This window comes from Streptomyces sp. NEAU-YJ-81 (assembly GCF_017592595.1).
In the GTDB taxonomy this organism is placed as follows: domain Bacteria; phylum Actinomycetota; class Actinomycetes; order Streptomycetales; family Streptomycetaceae; genus Streptomyces; species Streptomyces hygroscopicus_B.
Map to the genome: position 1 here is coordinate 14,356 of NZ_JAGFNO010000046.1, position 13,072 is coordinate 27,427.

Genomic DNA, 13,072 nt, shown 5'->3' on the forward strand with positions numbered 1-13,072 from the left:
GGACCGGCTCCCCTGCGGGCTCCTGGGCTTGTGACCCGCCACGACCAGCGAAAGGACCTTCGATGACCGACCAACAGAAACAGATCGGCGGCGGACGCCGCACGATCGGTGATTTCGCTCCGAAGCTTGCCGAGCTCACCGACGACATCCTGTTCGAGGACGTGTGGAATCGCACCGGGCTGGCCGCCCGCGACCGCAGCCTGATCACCGTCGCCGTCCTCGTCGCTGGTGGCGACGCCGACCAGCTCCGCTTCCACCTCGGACGGGCGAAGGAGAACGGCGTCACCGAGACCGAACTCACCGAGGCGATCACCCACCTCGCCTTCTACGCCGGCTGGCCCAAGGCCATGACGGCCATCACGGCCGCGAGGCAGGTCTTCTCAGCCTGAGCACCGGGGGAGGAGCCCCAGGGCTCCTTCCTGCCCGGTCCCCACAGCGGCTTGGCGCTACGGAACGTTCTCGGCGAGCAGTTCGGCCATCTCCCGGGCGACCGGCTGTTCGGGCGACCCGCCGCACGCCTCAAAGGGACCGTCGTTCCCGCAGATCGCTCGCCTTGACCCCGAGCAGCAGCAGGACGACGGCGAGCAGCACGATACCGGCGCTGATCTGCAGGCCGAGGGCAAGGCTGCCGGTGCCGGCCTGGATGAAGCCGAGCAGGGACGGGGAGGCGGCCGCGGCGAACGAGCCCATCGAGGTGACGAAGGCGATTCCGGTGGCCGCCGCGCGTTCTCCCAGGTAGATGGAGGGGATCGAGTAGAAGACGGTAAGGCCGGAGTAGTGTGCCGCGGCGAGGACCGCCAGCAGCGCCACGACGACGATGACGCTGCCGCTGGACACCGAGAGCGCTACCATCGCGACGGCGGCGACGGTCCAGCTGAGGGCCGCGTGCCAGCGGCGTTCGAGAGTGCGGTCGGAGTGCCGTCCCACGATCAGCATGACCACGATGCCGAGCAGGGGCGGCAGGGCGGAGAAGAGCCCGAGGTCGAGGACGTCGCCGACGCCCGCCTCCGCGATGATCCGAGGCGTCCAGAACGACACGGCGTTGGCCAGGGTGTAGGCACCGCAGGCACACAGACCGATGATCCACACCTTGGGGTCCCGCAGCGCGAGGCGCAGACCGCCGTGCCCGCCGCCGGCCGCCTCCTCGTCGCCCTTGCGCCGCTGGTCCGCGTCGAGGTCCGCGCGTACGGCCGCTCGCTGCGCGGGGGTCAGCCACCGCGCCTGTCCGGGTTCGTCGACGAGCCACAGGAGGACGACGCCGGCGAGCACGATCGGGGGAATGCCCTCGATGAGGAACAGCCACTGCCAGTCGGCGAGGCCGGCCACGCCGCCGAAGCTGTGCATGATGCTGCCGGACATGAGGGAGCCGAGGACGCCGGAGATGGGCACGCCCGCGAAGAACACCGCGGTCATGCGGGTACGCCGGGCGGAGGGGAACCAGCGGGACAGGAAGTAGAGCGCCCCGGGGAAGAAGCCGGCCTCGGCGACACCGAGGAGGAACCGGGCGATATAGAAGGTGATCTCGTTCTGGACGAGTGATGTGGCGACGGTGACGGCACCCCAGGACGCCATGATGCGCACGAGTGTCTTACGGGCGCCGATCCGGGCGAGCAGGGTGCTGCTCGGCACCTCGAAGAGGATGAAGCCGACGAAGAAGAGGGTCACGCCCAGGCCGTAGACGGCGGAGCCGAAGCCGAGGTCGCGCTCGAGCCCCTGCTGGGCGATGCCGATGTTGGTGCGGTCGATGAAGCTGACGACGTAGCAGATGACCAGGAGCGGCATGAGACGCCAGGCGATGGTGCGGTAGGTCGCGGTGCGGTCGACCGAGGAAGTTTCGGCGGCGTCGGCGTCCTGGGATCCGGTGAGAGTTGAAGGGTCGGCCACGACGTACGACTCCTTTGCTGAGAGGGGCTGCGTCGCCGGGGCGGCGGGCGGTGCGAGTTTCCGCCGCTTGCGTTGATAAAGTCAACACTTCCGACGGAGATACCATGCTCCCCATGGTGAAACGTGAGGGTGGCGGAGACTTGGTGCCGATCTCCGAGCTGTTGTCCTATCGGCTGTCGCGCACATCGTCGGCACTGTCGCGCAGCGCGGCCCTGAGGTACCGCCGCGAGTTCGATGTCAGCCTCGGCGAGTGGCGGGCGATCGCACTGATCGCGGCCGATCCGACCCTGACCCTCAACCGCCTGGCCCGGCGGGCGGGACTGGATAAAGCGCAGGTGAGCCGGGTGGTGCGGGGATTGGTGGAGCGGGGCCTGGTCGGCCGCACCGAAGGATCGGGGCGCAGCCGCCAACTGGCTCTTACCGAGGCCGGGGTGACGGCGTACCGGGGTCTGATCGCGGCGGCGAACGAGCGGGATGCGACGTTCGCGGAGGTCCTCTCCGGCGAAGAGGCGCGGGTGCTGGGGCGTGCCCTGGAGAAGCTCACCGATCTCGCGCTGTCCCTGGAGCGGCGGGAGCGAGATCGGCTCGACGACGCCTGAGTGTTGACTTTATCAACACGGCGGGGGTAGTTGTGGTGGAGTCATCCATGAGGAGGTGGCTCGATGACCGACGCGGTCACGATCTGCGAATGCTTCGCCCGGGACGGGCTGCAGCACGAACCCACGTTCGTGCCCACCGAAACCAAGATCGCCCTGCTGGAGGCATTCGCCGACGCCGGCTTCCGCCGCATCGAGGCGACCGGCTACAGCCATCCGCGGTGGGTTCCCGCCTTCGCCGACGCGAGCCATGTGCTGACGGGCGTCACCCACCGCCCCGGTGTGGCGTTCAAGGCGACGTGTCCCAACCCGCGGGCCGTCGAGCGCGCCCTGGCCGACCTCGAACGCGGTGCGGGCGCCGAGGAATTGAGCCTGCTGGTGTCGGCCAGTGAGAGCCACACACGGAAGAACCTGCGCACCACGCGGGAGCACCAGTGGGAACGGGTCACCGAGATGGTCGCGCTCGCCGGCGACCGGTTCCGGCTGATCGGGGTGGTGTCCGTCGCCTTCGGCTGCCCCTTCGAAGGCCCCGTCGACCCGGGCCGGGTCGCCGAGGACGTCGCCCGCTTCGTCGACCTCGGCGCGGATGCCGTCACCCTGGGCGACACCACGGGCGTCGCCACCCCCGCGGCCGTCACCGGCCTCTTCGCCCGGTTGGACCGGGCCCACCCCGGGCTGCCGGTCGTCGCCCACTTCCACAACACCCGCGGAACGGCCATCGCCAACGCGGTCGCCGCCCTGGACGCGGGCTGCCGCCACTTCGACAGCGCCCTGGGCGGCGTCGGCGGCCATCCGTCGCGGATCGGCTACGGAGCCGGCCTCACCGGAAACGTCTGCACCGAGGACCTGGTGAGCCTGTTCGACGCGATGGGAGCCGACACAGGCATCGACCTCGACGCGCTCGCCGCCGCGTCCCGGGCCTGCGAGGAGGCCCTGGGCCGGCCCCTGCACAGCATGGTGGCCCGCGCAGGCTTCGCCCGCTCCGCGGCCGCCGCCTGACCCGCCCCACCGCACGCTTCCCCACCCCACCCCACCCCCCAAGGGAGAACCTTCCGTGACCGTCACGACCAGCGGGCAGCCGGCCGACACGGGCGAAGCGGCCGCCGATGTGCTGCTCGTCGAGGACCGCGGCCCGGTCCGCGTCCTCACCCTCAACCGCCCCGACAAGCTCAACGCGCTGAACACCGCGCTCACCCGGGCCCTGAGCACCGCGCTGACCGCGGCCGAGGACGACCGCGAAGTCCGCGCCGTCGTCCTCACCGGCGCCGGCCGCGGCTTCTGTTCGGGCGCCGACCTGTCGGAGTTCTCCACCCTCACCCCCGACGAGCCGGACGCCGTCCTGGAGCGGGCGGCGCTCACCGCGCACCTGCAGACGCAGATGCAGCGGATGGGCACACCGGTCATCTCCGCGGTGCGCGGCGCCGCGGTGGGCGGTGGCGCCGGGCTCGCCATCGGCGCCGACATGGCCATAGCCGGCACGGACCTGAGGTTCGGCTACCCCGAACTGCGGCACTCGATCGTGCCCGCCCTGGTCATGACCGGGCTCCAGCGCCACCTCGGCCGCAAGCTCGCCTTCGAGCTGATCAGCACGGGCCGGCTGCTCTCGGCCTCCGAGGCCGCGGCACACGGCCTGGTGAACCGCGTCGTCGAGCCGGACCAGGTGGTCGAGGCCGCACTCGGCACAGCCGAGCGGTGGGCCGCCGTGGAGCCCCGCGCCATCCACGCGGCCAAGGACCTCTTCTACCGCGTCGCCGATCTGCCGACCGAGGCCGCGATGCGGGCCGGCCAGGACGTCAACGCACTGATGCGGGGGTTCCGCCGGTGAGCGCGCACCCCACGCCCGGCCCGCTCGACGGCATCACCGTCCTCGACTTCTCGCGGGTCCTGGCCGCCCCGATGGCCACCCAGGTTCTCGCCGAGCTGGGAGCCACCGTCATCAAGGTCGAACGCCCCGGCCGCGGCGACGAGACCCGTGGCTTCGAGCCCCGTCTGCCGCACGGCGAGAGCGCCTACTTCTTCGCGTTCAACCGCGGCAAACGCTCGATCACCCTCGACCTCAAGGACCCCCGCGGCCAGGACCTCGCCCGCCGCCTCGCCACCGGCGCCGACGTCGTCGTCGAGAACTTCCTGCCCGGCGCCATGGAACGGCTGGGACTGGGATACGACCGGCTCGCCGCGGACAACCCGGCCCTGGTGTACGTGTCCGCCACCGGTTTCGGGCAGAGCGGCCCCGACCGCACCCGCAAGGGCTACGACACCGTCTTCCAGGCGCTGTCCGGCGTCATGGCGATGACCGGGGAACCGGACGGCCCGCCCAGCAAGGCCGGGATCCCGGTGGCGGACATGACCTCTGGCCTGTGGGTCGCCATCGCCGCGCTCACCGGTCTGGCCGGGCGTGCCGCTTCCGGCCACGGCCGCCACTACGACGTCTCCATGATGGACGTCCAGCTCAGTCTGCAGGCCCTCAACGCGGCCCGGCTGTTCGCCCTGGACGAGGACCCGGTGCGCACCGGCACCCAGCACCCCGGCCGGGTCCCGTCCGCCGCGTTCCAGACGGCCGACGGCGGCTGGCTGCACATCAGCGGCAGCGACCAGCACTGGGCACCGCTGTGCACCGTCCTCGGTCTTGACGACCTCGCCGCCGATCCCGGTCTGCGGCACAACGCGGGGCGCGTCGCCGGGCGCGACCGCGTGATGACCGCCCTGCGGACGGCGATCGCCGGACGGGACCGCGATCCGCTGCTCAAGGAGTTGCGCGCCGCCGACATCCCGGCCGGCGAGGTGCGTGGCGTCCGCGAGGCCCTGGCCGACCCGCACGCGCGGGCGCGGGACGTCGTCGCGGAGTTCGAGCATCCCACCGAGGGCACCTTCCGCGCCCTGCGCACCCCGCTGCGGGAGACCACCGGCGCGCCGCCGCCCACCGACGCCCCGCCGCTGCTGGGCGCCGACACCGACGCGGTGCTCACGGAGCTCGCCGGGCTCGACCGCGGCGAGATCGAGGACCTGCGGGCCTCGGGGGTGATCTGAGATGTCCGGGACCGACGAGCCGACCTCCGCGGACCCGCGAGTGCGCTGTGCGGTGGCCGACGGGATCGCCCGTGTCGAACTGGCCCGGCCCCGCGCCCGCAACGCCGTCGATCTGCCGATGTGCCGGCAGCTGCGGTCGGTCTTCGAGGAGCTCGACGCCGACGACTCCGTCCGCGTGGTGCTGCTGTCCGCGCAGGGCCCCGCGTTCTGCGCCGGTGCGGACCTCAAGGAGCGGGCCGGCCGGGACGCCGCCTGGGTCCGCCGCAGGCGTATCGCCTCGTTCGCCGCCTACGACGCGATCGAACGGTGCCGCCGCCCCGTCGTCGCACTCGTGCACGGCGCGGTCGTGGGATCCGGCGGAGAGATCACCCTGGCCGCGGACTTCGCCATCGCCGCCGAGGGCACCACGTTCCGCTTCCCGGAGCCGCACTGGGGCACGGTGGGCGCCACCCAGCGGCTGCAGCGCGTCATCGGCAGGCGCCGCGCGAAGGAACTCCTGTTCACCGGCCGCCCCATGCCCGCCACCGAGGCCCTCGACCTGGGTGTCGTCTGCCAGGTGGTGGCCGAGGAGCGGCTGGCGCGGACCGGCGTGGAGATCGCCGGCACCGTCGCGAAGGCCCCGCCCCTGGCGATCGAGCTGACGAAACGGGCCGTCGACCTGGGCGGCGAGACGGACCTCGATCGCGGCATCAGGATCGAGATGGCGGCGATCGAGCAGTGCCTCACCGACGGCGGCTGGCGCGACGGCGTCGACCGGTTCACCCGCCGCGGCTCCGACAACGCGTCCACCACCGACGAGGAGAAGCGATGAACCTCAGGACGGCATGCCCCCTGACCGCCCACGAGGCGCTGGAACGGGCCGCGTTGCTCGCCCCCGACGTGGAGGCCGTGGTCACCGCCGAGGAGCGGATCACCTATGGTGAACTCGCCGCCGAGGTCGCCCGGATCCGGGCCGCCCTGACCCACGCCGGCATCGGCCGCGGCGACCGGATCGGCCTCTGCCTCGGCAACGGGCCGCGCTGGGTCGCCCTGTTCGTCGCCCTGGGCTCGGTCGGCGCGGTGACCATACCCGTCAACACCCGGTACACCGCCGACGAGGTGCACCACACCCTCGCCCACGCCAGGGTCTCCACGCTGTTCGTCGCCGACCGCGTCCTGCGCGTCGACTTCTGCGCCATCCTGCGCGAGCTCGGCATCGGCGAGGACTCCACGGCCACCTGCCGCGGCCTGCCCGACCTGGAGAGAGTCGTCGTGTGCGGGAAGGAGGTGCCCGAGTGGGCGACGGCGTGGCCGCGGTTCCTGGCCGGGGCCACCGGCGAGGTCCCCGCGACCGGCACCCCCGACGACATCCTGCTGGTCCAGTACACCTCCGGCACGACATCCCACCCCAAGGGCGTGCTGCTCACCCAGCGCAGCATGTGCGCCGACGCGTTCTTCTCCGGGGCGCGCCTTGGCCTGCGCCCCGGTGACCGCTTCCACAGCGCCCGGCCCTTCTTCCACGTCGCCGGCAGCACCCTGTCCGTACTGGCGTCCATCCAGCACGCCGCGACCCTGGTGACCATGGCGCGGTTCGAACCGGCCGAAGCGCTGCGGCTGTTGGAGGGTGAACGCTGCACACACTTCTCCGGCAACGACACCATCGCGCTGATGCTGCTCAACCACCCCGACCGCGCACACCGCACGCTGCACCTGCGGGGCGCGTGGGTCGCGGCCTCTCCCACCGTCATCCGCCGGGTGATCGACGAGCTGGGTGCCACCGAGTGCGTCGCCGGATACGGCCTGTCCGAAGCCTCGCCCAATGTCGCCCAGTCCTGCTGGTGGGAGGACGACCAGGTCAGGGCATCCGGTGCGATGCTGGTGGAGCCTGGCGTCGAGGTGCGCATCCGCGCCGCGGACGACACCCGCGACTGCGGTCCCGGCGAGCCGGGCTCGATCCTGGTGCGCGGCTGGAACGTCATGCGGGGCTATCTGGACGCGCCGGAGGCGACCGCCGCCGCCATCGACCCCGACGGCTGGCTGGCCACCGGTGACGTCGGCGCGCTCGACGCCACGGGCCGGCTGCACTTCGTGGGCCGCACCAAGGACATCATCCGGGTCGGCGGCGAGAACGTCGCACCGGCCGACGTGGAGAACACCTTGCACCGGCATCCGCGGGTGCGGCATGCCGTCGTGGTCGGTGTCCCCGACGAGCGGCTGGTCGAGGTGGTCTTCGCGTTCGTCGTCCTCACCGAACCGGGCACCACCGAGGACGAACTGATCGCCTGGGCGCGCACCCGCATGGCCGGGTTCAAGGTCCCCCGCCATCTGCGCATCGTCGAAGGGTTCGAGGACATCGGCATGACCGCCAGCTCCAAGGTGCAGAAGAACCGGCTCGCCGCCCACGCCCGCGGGCTGCTCACGCGGCGGGACGACGAGGTGCCGGCATGACCGGCGTGATCCGTATCCCCACCCCCGTCACCCGCCTGCTCGGCATCGACCTTCCCGTCATCCAGGCCGGCATGTCCTGGGTCTCCTCGTGCTCGGCCCTGCCGCTGGCGGTCAGCGGGGCCGGTGGCCTCGGGGTCATCGCCGCGGGGCCCATGCGCCTGGACGACCTGGCCCGTACCCTCGACGAGATGGCCGCGGGCACTGACCGCCCCTGGGCGGTCAACCTGCCGCTCCACCGGGCGGGGGCCGACGACGTCATCGATCTGCTCCTCGCCCGTCGGCCGCCCGTACTGATCGCCTCGCAGGGCGGACCGCGCCGCTACCTGGAGCGTTTCCGTGCCATCGGCACCGTCTGCCTGCATGTCGTCGCCGGTGTCGAGCACGCCCGCAAGGCCGCCGACGCGGGCATCGACGGGCTCGTCGTCGTCGGCGCGGAGGCCGGCGGGCACCCGCCGCCCTCGATGGTCACCACGCAGGTCCTCATCCGGGCCGTGGTCTCGGCCGTCCCCGAAACCCCGGTGATCGCCTCCGGCGGGATCGCGGACGGCTCCGGACTGGCCGCGATGCTCGCCCTGGGCGCGGGGGCCGCCCAGTTCGGCACCCGTTTCCTGGCCACCCGGGAAGCCACCGTGCACCCCGACTACCAGGCCGCCGTCCTCGCCGCCGGTGTCGACGGCACCCGCACCGTCGGACACGGCCTCGGTGTCATCCGCGCCCTGGAGAACGAGTTCACCGCGCGCATGCGCCGCCTTGAGGAATCCGGCGCCGAAATCGACGTGCGGCGCAAGGAGTTCCAGGCCGCCACCCTCAGGGACGCCGCCCTGTACGGCCGGGTCCGGGAAGGCAAGGTGGAGGCGGGCCAGTCTGCGGGACTCATCGACACGGTGCTCCCCGCGGCGGCCGTCGTGGAGCGCATCGTCGCCGAGTACCGGGCCGCGCTCACCCGCCTGCCGCTGCCGGTCGTCCCCGAGCCGCCTGACCTGTGAGACGACGTCGTGGCGGAGATCCTCCGACGGGGTCTCGGCACCTTCGCCGAGCTCGGTTATGCCGCGACCACCATGAGGGAGCTGGCCTGGCGGCTCGACGTCAGTCACAACTTCATCAACGACCGTTACGGGTCGAAGGGGAACTTCTGGCGCGCTGTCGTGGACTTCGCGCTGTCTGGATGCCCACCCTGCGCTCGGCCGGCTGAATCCCGCCGCCGCGCCGACGACGGAGCAGGACAGAAACAGCATGGCCGACGCACTCTCAGGTCTCGTCCTCCACAGCCTGCTCCCGCCCGCGCATGGCGAGACGTCGAACCCCTAGTTGTTGCGGGCAGTAGTTGTTGCGGGCAGTGCGTCTGGTCCGGCCCGCGTGGCTCTGCCTCGGGGTCTGCGGCGCGGCCCGCCCCGTCCGGTTCGCCGTGCCGGTGCCTCCCGCCTTTCGGCGGGTGTCCGCGGCGGGCCGACGCGGACGGTTGTGGGACCGGCCTGGACCGGCCGGTCGATGTCACCGGTCGCGTCGGCTGTGGTATGTGGTGCGGCGCGGGCCGGGAATCCCGCCGGACCGCAGCGCGGTCCGGGGTGGGCGTCAGACGGTGGTGGGCGGCAGGCGTTCCGACGCGTGTCACTTGAGTTGCTTGGCGACTGTCTCCAGTAGCTCGTCGGAGAAGTCTTGGTCGGCCACGGCCCGGGACATGAGCACGGCGCCGACCAGGGCGCTGAGGGTGAGCATTGCCTCGGCCCGGGCATCCGCGGCGTCGTCGTCCAGGCCGGCGATCAGCTCCAGGTATGTGCGGACCTGCTTCTCGTAGGTCTCTTTGAGGTGCTGGTCGCCGCGTCCGGCGGCGGCTCCGAGGGAGACCAGTGCGCAGCCGGTGGCCGGTCCGTCGCGGTGTCGCTTCGCGAGGTAGCTGTCGATGAGACCGGCCCGTGCGTCCTGATCGTTCTTCCGGGCGGCCCGCTCCATCTTCGCCGAGCCCTCGGCCAGGGCGACGGCGGCGGCCTGGGCGATCAGATCGTCGCGTGAATCGAAGTGTTTGTAGAAGCCGCCGTGGGTGAGCCCGGCCTCCTTCATGAGGTCCGCGATGCCGGGGCGGCTGACGCCTTCGGCACGGACCTTGCGCGACGCGATCCGCAGCACCCGTTCGCGGCTCGCCACCTTCTCCGCCTGTGAGTGGCCCATGCCGGCCCTGCCTTCCGTGGGGCGGCGCAGTGCAGCCACCGCGCATCTGGATGATGTGCATCATACACCCTTGTCTCGTGCGGGCGATTCGGTGCTGTCCGTTTGACTTTCAGGATGACCGACGTAATCTTCCAATCTGGATGTTATTCGTCATCCAGATTGGAGTGGAACCCGTGCACCAGACCTGTGACCCCTGCCGTGCGGCCGTTTTGCTGGTCGACCCCTACAACGACTTCTTGTCCGAGGGCGGCAAGATCTGGCCGCGTTTGGAGCCCATGGCGGAGGAGGTGGGCCTGCTGCACCACCTGCGCTCCGTGGTCACCGCCGCCCGCGAGAGCGGTGTCGGCGTGGTGTTCGTTCCCCACCGTCGCTGGGAACCGGGTGACTACGAGATGTGGGATCACCCCAACCCCACCCAGCGCGCCATCATGGAGCGGCACAGTTTCGCCCGCGGTACCTGGGGCGGGGAGTTCCACCCCGATTTCCAGCCGCGGCCCGGCGACATCGTGGTGCAGGAGCACTGGGCGCAGAGCGGTTTTGCCAACACCGACCTTGACTTCCAGCTCAAGCAGCACGGCATCACCCACGTCGTGATCGTCGGCCTGCTGGCGAACACCTGCATCGAGTCCACCGGGCGCTTTGCCATGGAGCTCGGCTACCACGTGACGCTGGTCCGTGACGCCACCGCGGCGCTCCTCCCCGAGATGATGCACGCCGCGCACGAGCTGAACGGCCCCACCTACGCCCACGCCATCACCACCACCGACGAGCTCACCGCCGCTTTCAAGGGAGCGCACGCATGACACTGACCGGAGAACTGCTGCTCGGAGCGGCAGGTATGCCCGCCACCGCGGGGACGATGAAGGCGCTCAACCCCGCCACCGGAGAACTCATCGAGCCGGAGTTCGCCTTCGGTGGCGCGGCCGAGGTCGACCGTGCGGTCCGCCTGGCGAACGATGCCCTGGACTCTTACAGCCACACCGGGCCGGCCGAGCGGGCCGCATTCCTCGACCTCATCGCGGACAAGCTCGAGACCGTCAAGGACGAACTCGCCGCGCGGACCGCGTTGGAGACCGGCCTGCCCGCCGCCCAGTTCGAGGGCGAGGCGGTACGGACCGCCGGTGTGTTCCGCAAGTTCGCCACCGTTGTCCGTCAGGGCCGCTTCCTCCAGGCGGCCATCGACACCGCACAGCCGGATCGCCGGCCCGCACCGCGCATGGACCACCGGCTGCTGAAGGTGGCCCTGGGGCCCGTGGTGATCTTCGGCGCCAGCAACTTCCCGATCTCCTACTCAGTGGCGGGGGGCGACACCGCCTCGGCCCTGGCAGCAGGCTGCCCCGTCGTCGTCAAGGCCCACAACGCCCACCCCGGCGCGTCCGAAATCCAGGGCCGTGTCATCCAGGAGGCCGTCGCCGAGGCGGGACTGCACGAAGGTGTCTTCTCCCTCGTCCGTGGCGCCGGCAACGAGATCGGTGAGGCCCTGGTGGACCATCCCCTGGTCCGGGCGGTCACCTTCACCGGCTCCGAGGGCGGCGGCATGGCCCTTTACCACCGGGCTCAGCGGCGTCCCGACCCCATCCCCGTGTTCACCGAGATGACCAGCGTCAACCCGACCTTCGTACTGCCCGCCGCCCTGGCGACCCGCGGCACGGAGATCGGCGGCGTCCTGGTCCAGCGCGCCATGTACAACGTCGGGCAGGCGTGCCTGAAGCCCGCCATACTCCTCGCCATCGACGGACCCGGCTTCCAGGAACTTCGTGACGCGGCGATCGCCGAGGTCGAGAAGGCGGCCGCACGGACCATGCTCACACCCGGCATCCACGACTCCTACACCCGCAACGTACAGCGTATGCAGGGCGAGGGCGCCACTCTGATCGGCGCGGGACCGACACCGGCCCACGTAGGGGACGGGCAGTCCCTGCTGTACGAGGTCACCGGTGAGCAACTGCTGGCCGCGCCCGCCCTGCGCGAAGAGGTCTTCGGCCCCGCCATCCTGCTGGTCAGACTGACCGGCCCGGATCAGTTGCTCGGGACGGCCCGCGCCTTCCGCGGACAACTCTCGGCGACCGTACATGCCGAGGCCGCCGACCGCCTCGCCGTCGAACAGCTCCTGCCGATCCTGGAGCGCCGCACCGGACGCATCGTGTTCAACGCCTTTTCGATCCCGCAGGAGGTCTCCTACGCCTCCACCCATGGCGGCCCGTTCCCGGCCACCTCCGACAGCCGCTTCACCTCCGTGGGCATGGGCGCGATCGAGCGGTTCGTACGCCCGGTCACCTACCAGAACTTCCCTGACGAACTGCTGCCGCAGCCACTGCGCGAGGCGAACCCGCTACACCTGTGGCGGCTCGTCGACGGAGAGCTCACCCGGCACTGACCCTGGCCACGGGCCCCGTAGGCTCTCCCGAACGGGGCCCGTTCGCTCTCCTGGAACGAAGGGAGCCCCTTTCCATGACCATTGCCGGCCAAGCGGCCGCGGGGAATGAACGCGAGGCCCGCGAAGAGGTCCGCAAGAAGCTGCTCGGCGTATGGCACCTCGTGTCCTACACGACGACGAGCACCGACGGGGAGGTCATCCACCCCTTCGGCCCCACCCCCTACGGCCTGATCGTCTACACCCCCCAGGGATACATGTCCGCCCAGCTGGGGCGCGGCGACCGCCCGCCCACGAGATCGGCACGTCTCGAGGACGCGTCGGCCGGTGAACTGGCCCGGGCAGCGGTCGGCTACGTTGCCTACGGCGGGCCGTTCGAAGTCATTGATCCCACAACCGTCGAACACCACGTCACCACCAGCCTCTTCCCGAACTGGATCGGACGGTCCCAGGTCCGGAAAGTGGGCTTCGAAGGCTCACTCCTCACGCTCGGCGTCGCCACTCCCACCCGCCTGTGGGGTGCGGAACGCACAGCCGAACTCACCTGGAGCAGGCCGGACTGACCATCGTGGACAGCGTCCGCCACAGCGGCCCAGTG

14 protein-coding genes are annotated in these 13,072 nt (G+C 71.3%); 12 read left to right on the plus strand and 2 right to left on the minus strand.

Annotated elements, in window-relative coordinates:
- The first annotated feature begins 62 nt into the window (after window positions 1-62).
- Window positions 63-389: a carboxymuconolactone decarboxylase family protein gene (locus J5X86_RS45905; RefSeq protein WP_208522557.1), complete on the plus strand. Its 327-nt coding sequence runs from the start codon at window positions 63-65 to the stop codon at window positions 387-389.
- Window positions 390-519: 130 nt separating this feature from the next.
- Here J5X86_RS45905 and J5X86_RS45910 read toward each other — a convergent pair whose 3' ends face one another.
- A complete protein-coding gene (locus J5X86_RS45910) occupies window positions 520-1,884 on the minus strand; it encodes an MFS transporter (RefSeq protein WP_308124934.1) in 1,365 nt (454 codons plus the stop codon).
- Between the two features lie 104 nt (window positions 1,885-1,988).
- Between J5X86_RS45910 and J5X86_RS45915 the strand changes: the two genes are divergently transcribed.
- The 8 genes from J5X86_RS45915 (at window position 1,989) to J5X86_RS45950 (ending at window position 9,550) form a co-directional block, all read left to right on the plus strand.
- Window positions 1,989-2,483, plus strand: a complete 495-nt coding sequence (locus J5X86_RS45915) for a MarR family winged helix-turn-helix transcriptional regulator (protein WP_208522558.1) — start codon at window positions 1,989-1,991, stop codon at window positions 2,481-2,483.
- A 63-nt stretch (window positions 2,484-2,546) separates the two neighbouring features.
- Window positions 2,547-3,479 (plus strand): hydroxymethylglutaryl-CoA lyase, encoded by a 933-nt coding sequence (locus J5X86_RS45920; protein WP_208522559.1) that lies wholly within the window; start codon window positions 2,547-2,549, stop codon window positions 3,477-3,479.
- Window positions 3,480-3,534: 55 nt separating this feature from the next.
- Window positions 3,535-4,305 carry an enoyl-CoA hydratase/isomerase family protein gene (locus J5X86_RS45925; protein WP_208522560.1) on the plus strand — a complete coding sequence of 257 codons (771 nt, stop codon included), beginning with the start codon at window positions 3,535-3,537 and terminating at the stop codon, window positions 4,303-4,305.
- Window positions 4,302-5,507 carry a CaiB/BaiF CoA-transferase family protein gene (locus J5X86_RS45930; protein WP_208522561.1) on the plus strand — a complete coding sequence of 402 codons (1,206 nt, stop codon included), beginning with the start codon at window positions 4,302-4,304 and terminating at the stop codon, window positions 5,505-5,507. Before J5X86_RS45925 ends, J5X86_RS45930 begins: the two co-directional genes overlap by 4 nt.
- A 1-nt stretch (window position 5,508) precedes the next feature.
- The gene (locus J5X86_RS45935; RefSeq protein ID WP_208522562.1) at window positions 5,509-6,318 is read left to right on the plus strand and encodes an enoyl-CoA hydratase/isomerase family protein; all 810 of its coding nucleotides are present in this window, start codon (window positions 5,509-5,511) and stop codon (window positions 6,316-6,318) included.
- A complete protein-coding gene (locus tag J5X86_RS45940; protein ID WP_208522563.1) occupies window positions 6,315-7,934 on the plus strand; it encodes an AMP-binding protein in 1,620 nt (539 codons plus the stop codon). The genes J5X86_RS45935 and J5X86_RS45940 overlap by 4 nt, the downstream gene beginning before the upstream one ends.
- On the plus strand, window positions 7,931-8,920 hold the full coding sequence (locus J5X86_RS45945; RefSeq protein ID WP_208522564.1) for a nitronate monooxygenase family protein: 990 nt from the start codon (window positions 7,931-7,933) through the stop codon (window positions 8,918-8,920). The genes J5X86_RS45940 and J5X86_RS45945 overlap by 4 nt, the downstream gene beginning before the upstream one ends.
- Before the next feature lie 72 nt (window positions 8,921-8,992).
- A complete protein-coding gene (locus J5X86_RS45950) occupies window positions 8,993-9,550 on the plus strand; it encodes a hypothetical protein (protein ID WP_243983159.1) in 558 nt (185 codons plus the stop codon).
- Here the strand turns inward: J5X86_RS45950 and J5X86_RS45955 are convergent.
- The gene (locus tag J5X86_RS45955) at window positions 9,543-10,100 is read right to left on the minus strand and encodes a TetR/AcrR family transcriptional regulator (protein WP_078646527.1); all 558 of its coding nucleotides are present in this window, start codon (window positions 10,098-10,100) and stop codon (window positions 9,543-9,545) included. The two genes, J5X86_RS45950 and J5X86_RS45955, sit on opposite strands and share 8 nt — an antisense overlap.
- 173 nt (window positions 10,101-10,273) lie before the next feature.
- On the opposite strand from J5X86_RS45955, the gene J5X86_RS45960 reads away from it, so the two are divergent.
- The 3 genes from J5X86_RS45960 to J5X86_RS45970 all read left to right on the plus strand — a co-directional run bounded on the left by J5X86_RS45960 (window position 10,274) and on the right by J5X86_RS45970 (window position 13,037).
- Entirely contained in the window at window positions 10,274-10,903 is a 630-nt protein-coding gene (locus tag J5X86_RS45960; RefSeq protein ID WP_308124935.1) for an isochorismatase family cysteine hydrolase, read from the plus strand.
- Window positions 10,900-12,477, plus strand: a complete 1,578-nt coding sequence (locus tag J5X86_RS45965; RefSeq protein ID WP_208522567.1) for an aldehyde dehydrogenase (NADP(+)) — start codon at window positions 10,900-10,902, stop codon at window positions 12,475-12,477. Before J5X86_RS45960 ends, J5X86_RS45965 begins: the two co-directional genes overlap by 4 nt.
- 74 nt (window positions 12,478-12,551) lie before the next feature.
- Window positions 12,552-13,037, plus strand: coding sequence for a lipocalin-like domain-containing protein (locus J5X86_RS45970; protein WP_208522568.1), 486 nt, complete (start codon window positions 12,552-12,554; stop codon window positions 13,035-13,037).
- Window positions 13,038-13,072 lie beyond the last annotated feature (35 nt).